This window comes from Anaerospora sp. (assembly GCF_032013335.1).
GTDB lineage: Bacteria > Bacillota > Negativicutes > Sporomusales > DSM-15969 > Anaerospora.
The window spans coordinates 87132-101587 of the sequence record NZ_DALZUO010000002.1 but is presented as its reverse complement, the minus strand read 5'-3'; the positions used below and the strand labels follow the sequence as shown (position 1 = coordinate 101587).

The window sequence follows — 14456 nt, the reverse complement described above, 5'->3', positions numbered from 1 at the left end:
CCTAAGTACCTTTTTGATAAATACAATTGCAACTAACGTTGACAGATTCGATCACTCGATCTGCTTTTATCTTAACTCATTTGCCTAAAGTCTTCCGTGATTCAAATCACTTTTTCATAAATTTATGCAGAGTATTTTCCATGAAAATGAAAAAGCCGGGAGTTAGTCAACAGACTACCATCCCGGCTCTCTTGCTATTTCAAATTTATTTCCGCCTTACCCTTGAGAGATCTCATATCGATTAGCAGTATCGCCAGTTAAGCGATCTTGCACTTGTCTAAACCCATACTGTGCATTGGCCCCACTTACAAACCCGGTAAGCCATTTCCGGTATAAGGCCGACATGATCTTGGCATCAACCCCTACCCGCTTCCAGTTCTGTTCCTGCAGCCAGGCCCCGGTCTCCCAAACAACACGCTCTGCTTCTGAAGTGATAACCATATCACCTTGGTCACAAGGCATGCCGTTAAGATAATAATCATTTACTGCCTTATAGACGCCTGGTGCTGTGGTTAATTCATATTTTCCCTGCTGTTTCGCATTTTTACCGGCTTCTTCCCCTTGCTCATAAAAGGTTTGTTCGATTATCTCCTGGACAGCGCCGCCGCAGGTATCCAAAAGCTCCTTAATAAAAGCAGCTTCTCTTGATTCTACAACGTTGATTTGCCGCTGCAGCCAGCCATGTATGTTATCATGACTAATAAGCTCGCTAAGATCAACATCTGGCAGCGGTTCGCCGTACATTTGCCAAACTTGTTCTCTCAGTTCTTCAACGGTTGCGCCGCACACTTCAGATACTTTATTGTAAATAGCCTCTTCGCGCTTGCTGACCAGACGGATTTTTCCATACAGCCAATAATGAATTGGTCCAATAAACGCACTCATTCCTGATCACTCCTTACATACAACTTTATTTAATGATGTAATAAGTTCCTTAACATCGATTCCATGAATTTCTGCTGCTTTTTCCAGTGCCTCGCCGGTAGCCGAGGGACAGCCCAGGCATCCCATGCCAAATTCCCTTAGCACCGGAACTGTCTGGGGATACACTCTGATAATATCCGCAATAACACTCGCCTCAGATATCCGGTCACCAAATACTAAATTGCCTTCCGTTAACCCGCCGGGCATGGGAACGATCTGCTCGCCCGCTGACAATGGCTTAGCTGGAGCATCGGATACATCCGCACTGTTGTGAAACTCGGCTAAAATATCCTTCTGAAATTTTTCAAATCCAATTCGATCAATGAATTGACCAACCCGCTCAATATCGGCATTCTTCTGGTAGTACCTGACAATAATATCAATAACGCGCAGTGTGTCCTCATAATTTAAGCCCGTAATCAGTTTATCGGCAAGCCTTGGATGGGAGCCTGCACTTCCGCCGACATAGACATCCCAGCCTTCATCCGTGCCAATAACACCAACATCCTTGATAACAGATTCCGCACAGGAGTTAGGGCAGCCGGATACACCCATTTTCATCCGTGACGGCATTTCTTTCTTAATATAGCGCTTGTCTAATTCCAGTCCCAGCTTGATACTGTCCTGCTTGCCCCGCTTACAGAAGGCAATTCCCGGACAAATTTTCACGCTGCGGACGCAGTTGGCAAATCCCATAGCAGGCTGCATCCCCAGCTCCTGCCAGATCGCTTCAATATCTTCCGCTTTTAAGCCGGTAATCATAATCCGCTGCGCAGAGGTGAGTTTCAATATTCCGTTATACTTTCTCGCAACATGGGCATATTTTTCCAGTACATCCGGTTTAATAAAACCGCCCGGTAAATGCGGTGTTATTGCATATGTTTTTTTGCCATTATGGATTTTCTGTAAATTGGCTCCTTTTGGTAACATTGCCGTCGGCCTCCTTATATCTGTTACGTTTCATCTCTATCCTTATATTACCCTTATTTGGCCCGTCTTACTTTGATCTATATCACACAATAGGTAATTTTTATCACTAAAATTCAATAAAAAGCAGCAGTTCCAAACAAAAGCACGGAAAATCCGTGCTTTTGTTCTCCGCTCTATCGATTTTATTCCGCCTGAACAACCGCCTCTTCCGGCACATATTTTTCCACCTTCACGTGCATAGGCAAAACGATTACAGAGGTTATTGCCTTGTGTTCGGCGGTATAAGCCGGACTAAAAGCGGATTGTCCAATTGCCGTTACTACAGCCTGATCAAATGCCGCATCTCCTGAACTGGCGATAACAGTTAGTTCACCATCAGGTAATCCAGCTTCGGAAATTACCATCTTGACTTTGACCACTACAGTTTGTTCCGAATATTTCTCCCTCAACTCGGGAGAAAGTCCAACAGACGCCAGTTTTATAATTGCAGGCGGCGTAAGAGCAGCAGGTTCCTTGGCCATGGCCGGCAGCGACAGTACTATCAGCAGCACCAGTAAAAAAGCTGCGGCAGCTACGAACCGGGTACATTTAGCGATTCTCATACAATCATCCTCTCTACATTTAATTAAGGGACAACTAATTGGAATACTACCAGCTAATTCAAGACAATTACGTGATAACAATTCTCATTCTATGTAAAAAATCCTCTATTTTACGAATTTTTTACAACCGCTAGCGGATATCTCCTCATTCGCTTAGAGACATGTCATTGCATGAACAGAAATAGCATCCCCGGCTAGAAACTTTAACTTATTGGGCGCTCCTGCTCTCCAACGGCATTATACCGCCTCCATCCGCCAGTTATCCTGTTTCTGCCAGCTTTATCTTTACCGGCTTCTGCTGTAAGATTAAAACGAAATATCTCAGGAAAAGAGGTCCTTATTCATGCCCCGTGTTCTCACTATCCTGCTGCTTGTTGTGTTATTCACTCTGCAGCCTGTTTATGCATTTCCTTTTATTGACGATTCTACACAAAAAGTGCTGCGTCAAACCTGGGATGCTCAAACCTTGTCCGATTTAGCCAATGGCGTAATTGCAGTTCCTGAAACAACAATCAATGATTATCTCACTCAAATCCTGCCGGACTATCCCTCCATTCGCGAAGCGCATATATCCATCCAGCCCGGCAATCAAATCGTTCTTAATTTGAATACCCGCGATAATGGCCGTTTGCTCCTAAAAGGGACAATTACCCGTTTTATTCAAAACAATGAGGAATCAAGTGTAAGTATAGCTGTCGGCCAGCGAAAACTCCTATCTAAGCCAGTTGCCTCATGGTTTTTTGCTCATATTAGCCTGGGAATGCTGACAAAACTATTCGGCAATCCCCTTGCTGCAGACCAAGACAACTTCACCTCCCGGATTGACGGCAATGTTGTCACGATTAATTTCCGCCCGTATATTGAGCATTCACCCCTGCGTACCCTCTCTGTTTACGGTACTTGCCCTGCTGATTTTTTCAGTGTTGATTCAGTCAGCACCGAGACTGGACTGATCCGGCTGCATACTTCCTATCATGGATCTCCGTTCAGCTTGCAAGCATTGCAACAGCTTATACCAAATTCGTAAAACCACCTACATTGCGAAAACACAATCTATCCTTAGTGATAGATTGTGTTTTTTGATTGTTAACGCTTGTATGGTTGTATAAACACACTAATATTTTAAAACTTATCTATTTATAATTACTTTTCGGCAAAAATTATCTCTATTTAATTGAAAATGATTATCATTTTTGCTATTATTAACGAGAGAGAAATAAGGTTTGTCAACTGCATGAATTGGCTTTTTACATAAAAAGTCTCATTAAGTGCAAAAAAAAGACTATCAAACTATCACAAAGGAGCGATTCTTATGCAACTATTTACCCAAGCTATTGACCTGTTTCACAAAGGCGGACCCGTGATGTATCTGCTGGCTGCCTGCTCTTTGTTCGTCGTTGCCATTGCCGTCGAACGTTTTTTATACTATCGCACCAGTTCGGCCGACAGCGCCGCCTTTCAACAAAAGCTTCAACCTCTTCTTGAAAAGCAGCGCTTTTCCGATGCCATTGTGCTTGCTGAACAATCACCTGCCGCTATTGCAAAAGTGGCTCTCGCTGGGCTCTTGGCCCACCAGCGTGGCAGCCAGCTTGAAAATGCTCTCGAAAGTGCCGCTCAGCTCACGGCTGCCCGTTTACGTGAACACCTCGATGAGTTGAGTATGGTTGTCACTCTTGCCCCCTTGCTTGGCCTTTTAGGCACTGTTATCGGTATGATTAATTCTTTCAGCGTTTTTAACGTCCAGGCCGGTCAGCCTATGGCTATTACCGGCGGTGTCGGCGAGGCTCTCGTCGCTACTGCCACGGGGCTCAGTGTTGCAACGCTGGCTCTCATCATTCACAGCGTTTTTTCCCGTCAGGTCAATCGCCTTGTGACCGATATCGAGCAGACTGCCTCGTTTGTTGTCAGCTATGTTCTCATTAAAAAGACCAGCCGGAGAGATGCTCATGAAATTGCGTAGTCTGCGTGTCGAGAAACAGCCCGAGCTTATGATCATTCCCATGATTGATATTATCTTTTTTCTTCTAGTTTTTTTTATGATGAGTACTCTTTATATGGTTGAACAGCACACCATTCCCGTTAATCTCCCCAAGGCCGCTTCCGCTCAGCAGGATAAGCCTGCCAGCATTAATATTGCCGTCCTGGAAAACGGCAATGTCATGTTTAATCAGGAAGAAATTCCTCTTCCTTTGCTTGCTAAACGGGTTGGCCTCGAGATTGGCAAGCTGCCTGATACTGTTTTTGTCCTGCGCGGTGACAAGCAAGTTCCTTACGGCCAGGTGATTTCGGTTCTTGATGAACTCAAACAGGCTGGAGCTCACCGCGTTTCGGTGGCAGTTGAGAAAGCGAGGTAATGTTGATGAATTACGCTTATCACTGGCGAAAGGCACTGGCTGTTTCTTTTTGCCTCCATTTGCTCCTGTTGGCTACTGCAGGATACCTGGCTGCCGGTTGGACGGCAGCCCTCCCACCTCAGGAAGTGCTGCTGGAGATGGAACTGGTAAACAATCCGGCCGAGCGGGCAGGTGTCATCCCTCAGCTGTCTGCTCCTTCGCCCGTACCGGATGTTCCCCAGCCGCCTGTGCCAACACCGGCTGAGGCGATCCCAACGGAAACGCTTGCTGAGCCGGTTGTTTCCACAAGTGAGCTTGCCATGACCGAAGCACAACCGGTGGCTGTACCGGCCTCGGCACCTGCCCAGTCCGGCAGCGCAGGTGGCTCCGAGTCTTCTGCCATAGGCGGAGTTACTGGCGGTGGCAATTCGAAGAGTGGCGGCATTGCTGCCCCAGGCATATTGTCCAAGGTTGATCCGGCTTATCCCTCTGCCTCGCGCAAAGCCGGCCAGGACGGTACCGTGCTGCTCAGAATCGAGATTCTGGCAAATGGGCGCACGGGTGATATCAGCGTAGTCCAATCGACCGGCTACTCTGCTTTGGACGAAGCTGCCATTGCCGCAGTAGGACAATGGCAGTTTGTTCCTGCCAAGGACTTGGTTACCGGCCGCGCTGTTGCCTGCACCACTACTCTGCCTGTTTCTTTTCGCTTGCGGTAGCAACAATTTAATGCCTGATACGAAAAAACTGTGTTGAAACTTTTGTTTCAACACAGTTTTTCTTTTGCATAGTGAATTATCAGCCGGTACTTTTTTCCACATAGCTTTGCAGTGTACTAGGACAAAAGCCGGTACGTTTTTTAAATAACTTACTAAAATAATAGGGGTCCGCATAACCGACACAGGCAGAGATTTCCGTAACTGAGCAAGCGGTAGTACACAAGAGCTCCTTTGCACGCCGGACACGATGTTCGATTATATAGTCATTGGGTCCCATGCCGGTATGCTTTTGAAATAAATAGGCAAATTGTTTGCTATTCAAACCATATTGGGCGGCAAGTTTAGGAATAGTAAGCGGCTCCATATAATGGCCAGTAATATAGGACATAGCCTGCTCTACGATTTCACGGCCACTCTCATTTCGCCGGTTGGCGGCACTTGTCAATATTTCATCCAGGACACAGAAAAACAACGACTTTGTCCTAAGTCCCGGCAAGCTTCCCGGTGTTGTACAGCTGCAGTGCAGTTGATGCAGCAAGTCATTAATGCGCGTATTGTGGCCAGTCTCCAGTTGAAAATGCGCTAAATCATAAGGATAGAAGCCTTGGTCTTTTCCATCTGTCTGGTAATGGACGACCATAAAATCCCATTCTGAATTTCCTAAGACTTCTTTATCCAGTGACATGTTAGGACCGGCATGAAAAACCTTTCCATACTGCATCTCATAAGGCACACCGTTAAAAAACATGCGGGCCCGTCCCCTCATTGGAAAAACTAATCCTGAAAATGGCGGAGTGCGTACGCCAAAACAGCTCTTGCCCGGTGGAATAACAGCTCTGCCCACATCGATTATATCAATATTGACTTTTGCATAATAATGGGCCAATTCATTAATATCTACATTCATTTTTGAGCTGCCTTTCTATTGCAAACTATACTTATAATACCATAAAATTCCTTTTTAGTCTCGCATTATGATATTCATTATCAATCAACTTTATTATAATTTTTTCTATTAAAGCTTGTCAATAAATTCTCACTATCCTCCATTTATTAGTATTTTTTCAAGTGAATCCCTATATCTCAGATTGATTTAGAAAATAATCCAGGCCCTTTTGGAAATATCTCCATTTACTCCTGTTTTCCTGCTTGCTATTCTATTGCATAGGTATTGAGAACGATAATCAATAAACTTGTAACAGAATCAATACCATCTTAAAAGTCGCATCCAAGACGTATGCAAAAGGAGTCGAATAGTATGAAGAAAAAAATGTCCCGTACCCAAAAAAGCCTGCTTTATGCCTTGATTGGCAGCAGTCTCTTCTGGCATGCGCCGGTGATTACCTATGCGGCAGAAGATGGACAAATAGCTGAAGAGCAGCAGGAAGCTGGTAAAAGCACTGCTGAACAGCGCGAATTCACTTTACAAGGAGTCGAAGTAACAGCCGACCGCGACCATGCCCTTCCACCGGCTTATGCAGGCGGCCAAGTAGCCCGTGGCGCTAACCTGGGCGTGCTGGGCAACAAGGATTTCATGGATACACCATTTAGCGTTACCAGCTATACCGCTCAGACTATGGAGGATCAACAGGCTAGCACGTTATACGATGTCCTTATTAATGATTCTTCCACCAGGTTTACTACTTCTGGCGGACACTTAATGGAAAATTATTCGATCCGTGGTTTAGATCTAAACTATGAACATCTTTATTTCAATGGAATGCAGGGATTAGCCCCGTTCTATCATGTTCCTGTTGAATTTCTAGAACGGGTAGAAGTTCTCAAAGGACCAAGTTCCTTTCTCTACGGCGGCGTCAATACCTCCGTTGGCGGTGCAATTAACTTAGTTCCGAAACGCGCTGGTGATGAGGATACAACCACCTTCACTGCAGATTACACTTCTTCCTCTCACCTGGGAGGTCATATCGATTTAGGGCATCGTTTCGGAAAAAACAAAGAATTTGGCATTCGTTTTAATGGTGTCTATAAAGACGGAGATACGGAAACTGACAGCCAATCCAAGGAACGAATCCTGGGTGCACTAGGCATGGATTACCGTCATGACAAGCTGCGGCTATCTCTGGATGCTTACGGTTCACAGGAGAGCTATGATAACGGCTCCGTTTCTATGTATGATTTATCGGGCGGTTATGTCAAAGCGCCTGACGGTTCAACAAATGTCCTTGAAGGGACCTATGGTAAAACCAGGAATAATAGTATTGTTTTTAAAAGCGAATATGATATCAGGGACAATTTAACTGCCTATGCAAGCATGGGTAAATTATCAAGCAGGGCTGTCGGCTTTCTTTCCGGCAACCACGTCGTCGGCTTTAAAGCAAATGGAGACGCCACCGTTAATCTTATCCATCAAAACTGGTGGACTGATAATTCGTCAGCCGAGGCAGGCTTACGTGGCAATTACAAGACTGGATCAGTTGATCATCAGCTTATTGTCGGTTACAATTCCATGAAAACAGAATCAGCCACCGCCTTGAACCGGATCAATAATATTGCTACAAATGTCTATACCCCAGCCTCTCTTGCAGCTTACCTTTCAACATTGGCTACACCGTCAAAATCCGGTAAAACCAGTGAAACTAACCTTTCCAGTTTATTTTTAGCAGATACACTTTCCTTTGACGATGAAAAAGTTCAGCTAACGCTAGGTTTGCGTCGTCAGGACGTAAAAACAGAGGGCTTTAATGCTACAACAGGTGCCCGTACTTCTTCCTATAGTGCTGACGCCACCACGCCAATGGTGGGTATCACGGTCAAACCCTGGGGAGAATCAGTTGCGCTCTACGCTAACTATATTGAAGCTCTTTCGCCCGGTATAACCGTTGGTGCAAGCTATGCCAACGCAGGTGAAGTATTAGCCCCCTTTAAGAGCAAACAACATGAGTTGGGTGTCAAATGGGATAAAGGCAACTTTGCCAATACCTTTGCATTATTCGAAATTACAAAGCCAAGTAACATGGTTGTAAGTAATGTTTATTCCTATGACGGCAACCAGAAAAATCGTGGTATTGAATGGAATACTTTCGGTAAAATTGCGGATAATGTACGCCTTTTCGGCGGTATAACTTATCTGAGAGGCAAAATAACTAGTGCCACTTCGACTGCAACAGTAGGAAATACTCCTGGAGGTATTCCAAAATGGCTAATGAATGCGGGCGTCGAATGGGATACTCCCTGGAATCCGGATCTGGCGCTCTCTTTCAGAGCGGTATACACTAGCTCGCAATACATCAATAATACAAATACAGTCACCATACCAAGCTGGGTGCGTTATGACCTTGGTGCAAGATATCAAACAGTAATTAACAAAACCCCCGTGACATTCCGGGCAAATGTTGAAAATGTATTTGACAAGCATTATTGGTCCGGTGTATTTAGTAATACAGCAGGCTATGTTACCTTAGGTGGTCCACGTACCTTTAAATTATCGGCAACAATGCAGTTGTAAGCCAGGTTAGCCAACATGAATACAGTTATTAACTCCATCTATCGACTAAAGAAACTACTAACTAGTACTGATAAAATAACACAAACTATCCTGCGCATCTTAGCCGCCGTTTTCGGCGGCTATGCGCTAACCGCCAGCGTTATGGCGGCTTTGGCGTTGGTACTGCCCGTACCGAAAGTCGATGCCTTATTTTTTATCTCTTTTTTACCTGCGCTTATTTACCCGGCAGTTCTACTGTGGGTTTTTGTCGTCCCTACTGCCCAGCGAGCCTGGCGGGACTTGTTGATCGTTACTCTGGCCTTTGGTCTGCTGGCGCTGTCTGCAGCCTGGTTACGTTAAAGGAGATATATCATGAGTAGATTTATCACTCCCGCTATTACCCGGGCAATGAGCGAGCTGCACACCTGGGGTGGCTTAGTATTCGGCTGGCTGCTGTTTGCTATTTTCCTTACCGGTACATTGTCAATATTCGAACCTGAGCTGACCCACTGGATGCAGCCTAACTTACGAAGCGTCCAAGCAGAACCGGTTCAAGCAGTAGCCTCAGCTGATCAAAAACTGCGTCTTCTGGATCCTCAAGCTGATATCTGGATGATCGCCATGCCACAAAAGCGTCACCAGGATCTTGAAATCATGTGGAAAAAAGGCAAGGTAACCTTGGAAAAGCATGTAGACCCGCAAAGTGGAACCATTATGAAAGCACATGATACGGAGGGTGGCCATTTTTTTGCCGATTTCCACTATCAGCTGCACAGTGGTAAAACTGGATTATGGCTGGTCAGTTTAGCCTCTGTCGTTATGCTGGTCACACTCGTCTCAGGGATTGCGATCCGCCGGCAGGTTTTCAAAGAATTCTTCCGCCTGCGCTGGCGCCTGAACTGGCTCAATGCCCACACGATGACCGGAGTGCTCACTCTGCCCTTCGTTTTTTTAATTACTTATACAGGTCTGACAATCACCTTTTTTATGATACTGCCGACTGTTCCCAAGGTCTTGTACGGCAATACCTGGCATGGGCCTCATACAGTTGCCTCGCAAAATTTTGATCGCCCTCGCGCCAATGCGCCTGGCGAAATGGTGCCATTGTCTGATCTTTTGCCACGCGCGGAAAAAGAATTAGGCAAAGGAAACATTTCCTTCATCCGGATTACCAATCCGAATGACCGCCATGCGGTAGTTACCTTTTTCCGCACTGTTGATGATACGATTGTGGCAATGAGCGCCAAAGCAGCTTTTGACGGTGTTACCGGTGAACTCATTGGCACCCAGTCATCCTGGAATAAATACGTTCAGGCCTATCGCACACTGGTAGGGCTGCATATTGCCAGATTTGGCGGTTATCCCATTGCCTGGATTTATTTTATAGCCGGTTTAATCAGTTGTGTGATGATTGCTGCCGGACTTGTTTTCTTCACTATTAAACGCCGCAGTCGTTACTCACGGAGCAATCAAGTTATTCAAGTGATGTATCGGGCTATCGAAGCACTAAATACTACTGCTGTTATGGGAATTATCGTTGCCTGCACTGCATTTCTCTGGGCTAACCGCTTACTCCCCTTTGCCCTCAAGAGCCGGGCGGATGCAGAAATCACTGTATTTTTTCTCACCTGGCTGCTTATGCTGCTGCATGCCTTTTTGCGGCCACCCCTACGGGCGTGGGCTGAACAAACGGGCCTTGCTGCCCTGCTGTGTCTGGGCTTGCCATTGCTTAATGCAATCACAAGCAATGTCGGCTTATTACCGTCAATCGCCCGAAACGACTGGATGACTGTCGGCGTTGATGGAACAGCAATCCTGCTGGGAGCATTATTAGCGGCAGCATCCACACGCATTTATAAAAGCGAGGCAAGACGATAACACTCCTATCACTGGCTATGTCTTTTGCCTCCGCTTGCATTAGCAGAACCGCACAAAACCAAAAACAAAGCATGTTCGACAAGTGTCAGACATGCTTTGTTTTTCTACTTTTTTAGCTTCTTTCTGTATTAGTATACCCTTCGGATACTAGTGAAGCATAAATGTCTTCCACCAGTTTGTCCAACTCCGGTTCCTGAGCAGCCTTCATCGAAGAATTTATCTCAAAAGGCGTACCGATAATCTCCATCTTCTTCATGCTTTCTACTAAACTGCGTAGTATGGGAACGGATTTACAAGCCCAGGTATAATTACCGACTAATGCTACTTTCCGGTTTTGGAAGTTGAGACCGGCCATTTCATGTAATAATGCTTCCATGACAAAATATAATCCCATATTATAAGTCGGTGCACCAATAACCATGTGACTGTATTTCCAGGCATCTGCAATAATATAGGACGGATGCGTTTTTGACACGTCATACATCCGCATATCACGAACGCCCTTTTCTGCCAGCTTACCGGCAATGCGGTTCATCACGTTCTCGGTATTCCCGTACATGGAGGCATAAAGCAGCACAACACCTTTTTGTTCCGGTTCATACCGGCTCCAGCAGTTATACTTATCAAGGATATAATCCAGGTTCTTTCGCCAGATAGGTCCATGAACAGAGCAAATCATGTGAATATCCAGCGCAGACAGCTTCTTCAACGCCGCCTGTACCTGAACGCCATATTTGCCGACAATATTGGCATAATACCGTCTGGCTTCATCCAAATAGACATGCTCAAAATCAACTTGATCGCTGAAAAGAGTGCCGGCATGAGCACCAAAGGAGCCAAAAGCATCTGCCGAAAAAAGGATCTTTTCGGTCTGCTCATAAGTGACCATTACCTCCGGCCAATGTACCATTGGTGCAAAAAAGAACTGCAGAGTATGTTTGCCTACCGCGAGTTCATCCCCTTCTTTCACTTCTAGATAATTCTCTTTTTTATTAAAAGAATAGAACTGCTCCAGAAACTGAAAGGTTTTAGTATTTCCTACGATTTTCATATCCGGATAACGCCGCACCAGCTCTTCAATATTAGCACAATGATCGGGTTCCATATGATTAACAACCAAATAATCCAGCGGACGCCCGCCAAGCACATGCATCACATTTTCCAGGTATAGTGCACTGATGGCAGAATCAACAGTATCAACAAGCACCGTCTTTTCATCCATCATCAGATAAGAGTTATAGGCCACCCCCTGAGGAATAGGGAACATATTTTCAAAGCGCTCAAGCCTCCGGTCATTGCCACCTACCCAATAAATCCCCTCAGCAATTGCCTGTACATAATACATAAACATTCTCTCTCCCTGTACAATGAGAAGAAATCTCAGTATTTTTTCTTATTGTAGCACAGGTAATTGGCTTTTTGAAGCATTGTGGTCATAAAGACCGCTTACGTTGGCTACTCCCTGCCTTGGCCGTTACTACCACTCAATTATTCCACTAATCCCAACTAATGCGTTAGGAACTAATTCACACGCCATTACATGTTCGTCAGGAATATTATGCAGCTGGGTGACACCGAATTCAACAGATGACTTAAATCCAAATCTGTGGTAGTAGGCAGGATCACCAATAAGAAACACTGCTGTATACCCCATTTCTTTTGCCAATGCAAAACTTTCATGAACTAGTTTCGTACCAACTCCTGTATTCCGGTATTCTAAGGCAACTGATAAAGGCGCCAGCAATAACACTTCGACCTTACTGCCGCCAACTATAATATAAGTCTTGGTTAGCATAATGTGACCAATTATTTTATCACTTTCTTCTGCCACTAATGCAAGTTCGGGAATATAATTGCCGCTATTGCGCAGTTGGTTGACAAATTCTTGTTCCAAGCCGTTAGAAACTTTAGCAGTTTGAAAAGCAATCTTCACTAGATCAAATATCTGAGCAAATTCATCTTCCTTTTCTTTTCTTATCATCACGATTCTCCTTGCTTGCTTTTTTTACCTACACCAGTTAGAAGCTGCATTGCAAGATGTGTGGGCAAGAATTTATTCCGAATGGTTCCCTGCCTCCGGCTATGAATTAACCGGTGGACCGGAAATGCTCTGGAACGAAAGTAAAGATACCAGCCTTCGTAACTATAAAAGTGAGATCTGGATTCCAGTTATAAAAAAATAAACCATTTATCCAATCTTCTCATACCGCCCTCTACAAATGAGGGCGGCTTTTTTCTTCTGCCGCAAGGGAAATATCATTATCCAGCACTACAAGTATGCTTTTTCCACTTTCTAATCTTAGCTCTAAAACTCTTGAATGGTGCCACCGAATTGATATGTACCCATTTCCACATCGGCCAGTTCGCATTTGTTACTGTCCACTTGCGCATATTCGGCGTAAACAATTCCTCATCGCTTAATTGCTCAAGCCAGCTGCACCATTTTTCAATGCTTTGTTTAAACAATAACCGTAATTCTTGCAGGGAGTATCCGCTATATTCAGCATAAAATTGCTGATAAAGAGGCCCCAACTGATTCCATTTATAGTCAGGAGAAGGTGTGATTACTGTTTTACCATCTAATTCATCCTGCTCCCATCCCAAAACCAGATGCAGCCAACCTAACTGATAAGCAAGCATTTCTTGTGGGGTTCTATCTACTTCGGCAATGCGAATATCTTTTTTCTGCTCCGGAACATCGTCAAATTCCGTGTCAAAGAGCTGATATGCCTTCTTAATGGCAACAATCAGCGCTTCTTTGCTAGCATATTCTTGCATAATAATCCTCCTCTTTTTGCCTGTCCTCTAAGCCGTGTATCAAGTTTAGAATAGCCTGGCAAGCCCTATCCCCAGCCAGGTAGCAGAAAAACCGACTAATACATTGAGACTGACATTGTAAAAGGCTCTCAAAGCATCTGCTTCTTGTAGTAAATGTAGCGTTTCATAGCTAAACGACGAAAATGTAGTAAATCCACCCACAATGCCTACGGTAACAAATAGCCGCCAATAAGGACTAACTATCAGCCGTTCTGTGGCTACCGTCATAAAAGCGCCAATGATAAAACAACCAACTACATTCACAATGAGGGTTCCATAGGGAAAATCTGCGCCAAACCGGGCCGCTGCCCATGTGGACACAAGATATCTTGACGCAGAACCAATTCCTCCGCCGATTGTTACTAAAATGACTTCCAACAATTTCGCTCACCTCACTTCTGACAATTTTTCCGCATTTCTATCGCTTCGGCGGCTTGCTGCCGTATTTAATAACCTCCACCTCGTCAATCGTAATCATCCCTTCTTCCATCATTTCATCCAAAAAGGGCAGCAGCTTGGCAATATATGCCTCACTGTCAATGATTTCAACCAAAATGGGTAAATCACTGGATAAATCGACAATGGAAGCGGTATGAATCCGGCTGTTGGCTCCATATCCCATCAGTCCCCGAAATACTGTAGCTCCTGCCAGATCGAGTTCCTTGGCCTTTTCCACAATTGCCTGATACAATGACCGTCGTTTCCAGCGATCGCTTTCCCCGATATAAATCCGAAGCCGTTTGGCCTGACTTGCAATTTTCGGCACGAAAATTCCTCCTTCATCTTGTTATATATTAATCCATAAAGC

17 protein-coding genes are annotated in these 14456 nt (G+C 44.9%); 8 read left to right on the top strand and 9 right to left on the bottom strand.

What is annotated here, in order from left to right; translation table 11 throughout:
- Positions 1–216: 216 nt before the first annotated feature.
- From RTR76_RS02470 to RTR76_RS02460, 3 genes are all read right to left on the bottom strand, one after another.
- Complete coding sequence (locus RTR76_RS02470; protein ID WP_312516368.1) at positions 217–885, bottom strand: hypothetical protein; 669 nt, start codon at positions 883–885, stop codon at positions 217–219.
- A 6-nt stretch (positions 886–891) separates the two neighbouring features.
- A complete protein-coding gene (locus tag RTR76_RS02465; protein WP_312516366.1) occupies positions 892–1854 on the bottom strand; it encodes a DUF1858 domain-containing protein in 963 nt (320 codons plus the stop codon).
- A 182-nt stretch (positions 1855–2036) separates the two neighbouring features.
- Complete coding sequence (locus tag RTR76_RS02460; RefSeq protein WP_312516364.1) at positions 2037–2456, bottom strand: energy transducer TonB; 420 nt, start codon at positions 2454–2456, stop codon at positions 2037–2039.
- Positions 2457–2799: 343 nt separating this feature from the next.
- Here RTR76_RS02460 and RTR76_RS02455 point away from each other — a divergent pair, with 343 nt between their 5' ends.
- From RTR76_RS02455 to RTR76_RS02440, 4 genes are all read left to right on the top strand, one after another.
- Positions 2800–3483 (top strand): hypothetical protein, encoded by a 684-nt coding sequence (locus RTR76_RS02455; protein WP_312516362.1) that lies wholly within the window; start codon positions 2800–2802, stop codon positions 3481–3483.
- Positions 3484–3768: 285 nt separating this feature from the next.
- Complete coding sequence (locus RTR76_RS02450) at positions 3769–4416, top strand: MotA/TolQ/ExbB proton channel family protein (protein WP_312516360.1); 648 nt, start codon at positions 3769–3771, stop codon at positions 4414–4416.
- Positions 4403–4810 carry a biopolymer transporter ExbD gene (locus tag RTR76_RS02445; RefSeq protein ID WP_312516358.1) on the top strand — a complete coding sequence of 136 codons (408 nt, stop codon included), beginning with the start codon at positions 4403–4405 and terminating at the stop codon, positions 4808–4810. Before RTR76_RS02450 ends, RTR76_RS02445 begins: the two co-directional genes overlap by 14 nt.
- A gap of 5 nt (positions 4811–4815) precedes the next feature.
- Positions 4816–5508 carry an energy transducer TonB gene (locus tag RTR76_RS02440; protein ID WP_312516356.1) on the top strand — a complete coding sequence of 231 codons (693 nt, stop codon included), beginning with the start codon at positions 4816–4818 and terminating at the stop codon, positions 5506–5508.
- Between the two features lie 79 nt (positions 5509–5587).
- On the opposite strand, the gene RTR76_RS02435 is transcribed toward RTR76_RS02440, so the two are convergent.
- On the bottom strand, positions 5588–6415 hold the full coding sequence (locus RTR76_RS02435; protein ID WP_312516354.1) for an AraC family transcriptional regulator: 828 nt from the start codon (positions 6413–6415) through the stop codon (positions 5588–5590).
- Between the two features lie 351 nt (positions 6416–6766).
- On the opposite strand from RTR76_RS02435, the gene RTR76_RS02430 reads away from it, so the two are divergent.
- From RTR76_RS02430 to RTR76_RS02420, 3 genes are read left to right on the top strand one after another with little or no spacing between them, the layout of a single operon-like run.
- Positions 6767–8974 carry a TonB-dependent siderophore receptor gene (locus RTR76_RS02430; protein WP_312516352.1) on the top strand — a complete coding sequence of 736 codons (2208 nt, stop codon included), beginning with the start codon at positions 6767–6769 and terminating at the stop codon, positions 8972–8974.
- A 15-nt stretch (positions 8975–8989) separates the two neighbouring features.
- Complete coding sequence (locus RTR76_RS02425; RefSeq protein WP_312516350.1) at positions 8990–9313, top strand: DUF3649 domain-containing protein; 324 nt, start codon at positions 8990–8992, stop codon at positions 9311–9313.
- Positions 9314–9325: 12 nt separating this feature from the next.
- Entirely contained in the window at positions 9326–10831 is a 1506-nt protein-coding gene (locus RTR76_RS02420; RefSeq protein ID WP_312516348.1) for a PepSY-associated TM helix domain-containing protein, read from the top strand.
- Positions 10832–10943: 112 nt separating this feature from the next.
- Here RTR76_RS02420 and RTR76_RS02415 read toward each other — a convergent pair whose 3' ends face one another.
- Positions 10944–12182 (bottom strand): FprA family A-type flavoprotein, encoded by a 1239-nt coding sequence (locus RTR76_RS02415; RefSeq protein ID WP_312516346.1) that lies wholly within the window; start codon positions 12180–12182, stop codon positions 10944–10946.
- 126 nt (positions 12183–12308) lie between these two features.
- Positions 12309–12812: an N-acetyltransferase gene (locus tag RTR76_RS02410; RefSeq protein ID WP_312516344.1), complete on the bottom strand. Its 504-nt coding sequence runs from the start codon at positions 12810–12812 to the stop codon at positions 12309–12311.
- On the opposite strand from RTR76_RS02410, the gene RTR76_RS20880 reads away from it, so the two are divergent.
- The gene (locus RTR76_RS20880; protein ID WP_396144164.1) at positions 12808–13014 is read left to right on the top strand and encodes a GyrI-like domain-containing protein; all 207 of its coding nucleotides are present in this window, start codon (positions 12808–12810) and stop codon (positions 13012–13014) included. The genes RTR76_RS02410 and RTR76_RS20880 overlap by 5 nt on opposite strands.
- Positions 13015–13090: 76 nt before the next feature.
- Here the strand turns inward: RTR76_RS20880 and RTR76_RS02405 are convergent, their stop codons facing one another.
- The 3 genes from RTR76_RS02405 to RTR76_RS02395 are packed head-to-tail and all read right to left on the bottom strand — an operon-like array spanning position 13091 to position 14414.
- Positions 13091–13609, bottom strand: a complete 519-nt coding sequence (locus tag RTR76_RS02405) for a ClbS/DfsB family four-helix bundle protein (RefSeq protein ID WP_312516342.1) — start codon at positions 13607–13609, stop codon at positions 13091–13093.
- A gap of 45 nt (positions 13610–13654) precedes the next feature.
- Entirely contained in the window at positions 13655–14029 is a 375-nt protein-coding gene (gene crcB / locus RTR76_RS02400; protein ID WP_312516340.1) for a fluoride efflux transporter CrcB, read from the bottom strand.
- A 37-nt stretch (positions 14030–14066) separates the two neighbouring features.
- Positions 14067–14414 (bottom strand): DUF190 domain-containing protein, encoded by a 348-nt coding sequence (locus RTR76_RS02395; RefSeq protein ID WP_312516338.1) that lies wholly within the window; start codon positions 14412–14414, stop codon positions 14067–14069.
- Between the last annotated feature and the right edge of the window lie 42 nt (positions 14415–14456).

What these genes read in the sequence shown, in the direction of transcription:
- RTR76_RS02470 (WP_312516368.1), bottom strand. Translation starts at nt 885, where the DNA reads ATGAGTGCGTTTATTGGACCAATTCATTATTGGCTGTATGGAAAAATC.
- RTR76_RS02465 (WP_312516366.1), bottom strand. Translation starts at nt 1,854, where the DNA reads ATGTTACCAAAAGGAGCCAATTTACAGAAAATCCATAATGGCAAAAAA.
- RTR76_RS02460 (WP_312516364.1), bottom strand. Translation starts at nt 2,456, where the DNA reads ATGAGAATCGCTAAATGTACCCGGTTCGTAGCTGCCGCAGCTTTTTTA.
- RTR76_RS02455 (WP_312516362.1), top strand. Translation starts at nt 2,800, where the DNA reads ATGCCCCGTGTTCTCACTATCCTGCTGCTTGTTGTGTTATTCACTCTG.
- RTR76_RS02450 (WP_312516360.1), top strand. Translation starts at nt 3,769, where the DNA reads ATGCAACTATTTACCCAAGCTATTGACCTGTTTCACAAAGGCGGACCC.
- RTR76_RS02445 (WP_312516358.1), top strand. Translation starts at nt 4,403, where the DNA reads ATGAAATTGCGTAGTCTGCGTGTCGAGAAACAGCCCGAGCTTATGATC.
- RTR76_RS02440 (WP_312516356.1), top strand. Translation starts at nt 4,816, where the DNA reads ATGAATTACGCTTATCACTGGCGAAAGGCACTGGCTGTTTCTTTTTGC.
- RTR76_RS02435 (WP_312516354.1), bottom strand. Translation starts at nt 6,415, where the DNA reads ATGAATGTAGATATTAATGAATTGGCCCATTATTATGCAAAAGTCAAT.
- RTR76_RS02430 (WP_312516352.1), top strand. Translation starts at nt 6,767, where the DNA reads ATGAAGAAAAAAATGTCCCGTACCCAAAAAAGCCTGCTTTATGCCTTG.
- RTR76_RS02425 (WP_312516350.1), top strand. Translation starts at nt 8,990, where the DNA reads ATGAATACAGTTATTAACTCCATCTATCGACTAAAGAAACTACTAACT.
- RTR76_RS02420 (WP_312516348.1), top strand. Translation starts at nt 9,326, where the DNA reads ATGAGTAGATTTATCACTCCCGCTATTACCCGGGCAATGAGCGAGCTG.
- RTR76_RS02415 (WP_312516346.1), bottom strand. Translation starts at nt 12,182, where the DNA reads ATGTTTATGTATTATGTACAGGCAATTGCTGAGGGGATTTATTGGGTA.
- RTR76_RS02410 (WP_312516344.1), bottom strand. Translation starts at nt 12,812, where the DNA reads ATGATAAGAAAAGAAAAGGAAGATGAATTTGCTCAGATATTTGATCTA.
- RTR76_RS02405 (WP_312516342.1), bottom strand. Translation starts at nt 13,609, where the DNA reads ATGCAAGAATATGCTAGCAAAGAAGCGCTGATTGTTGCCATTAAGAAG.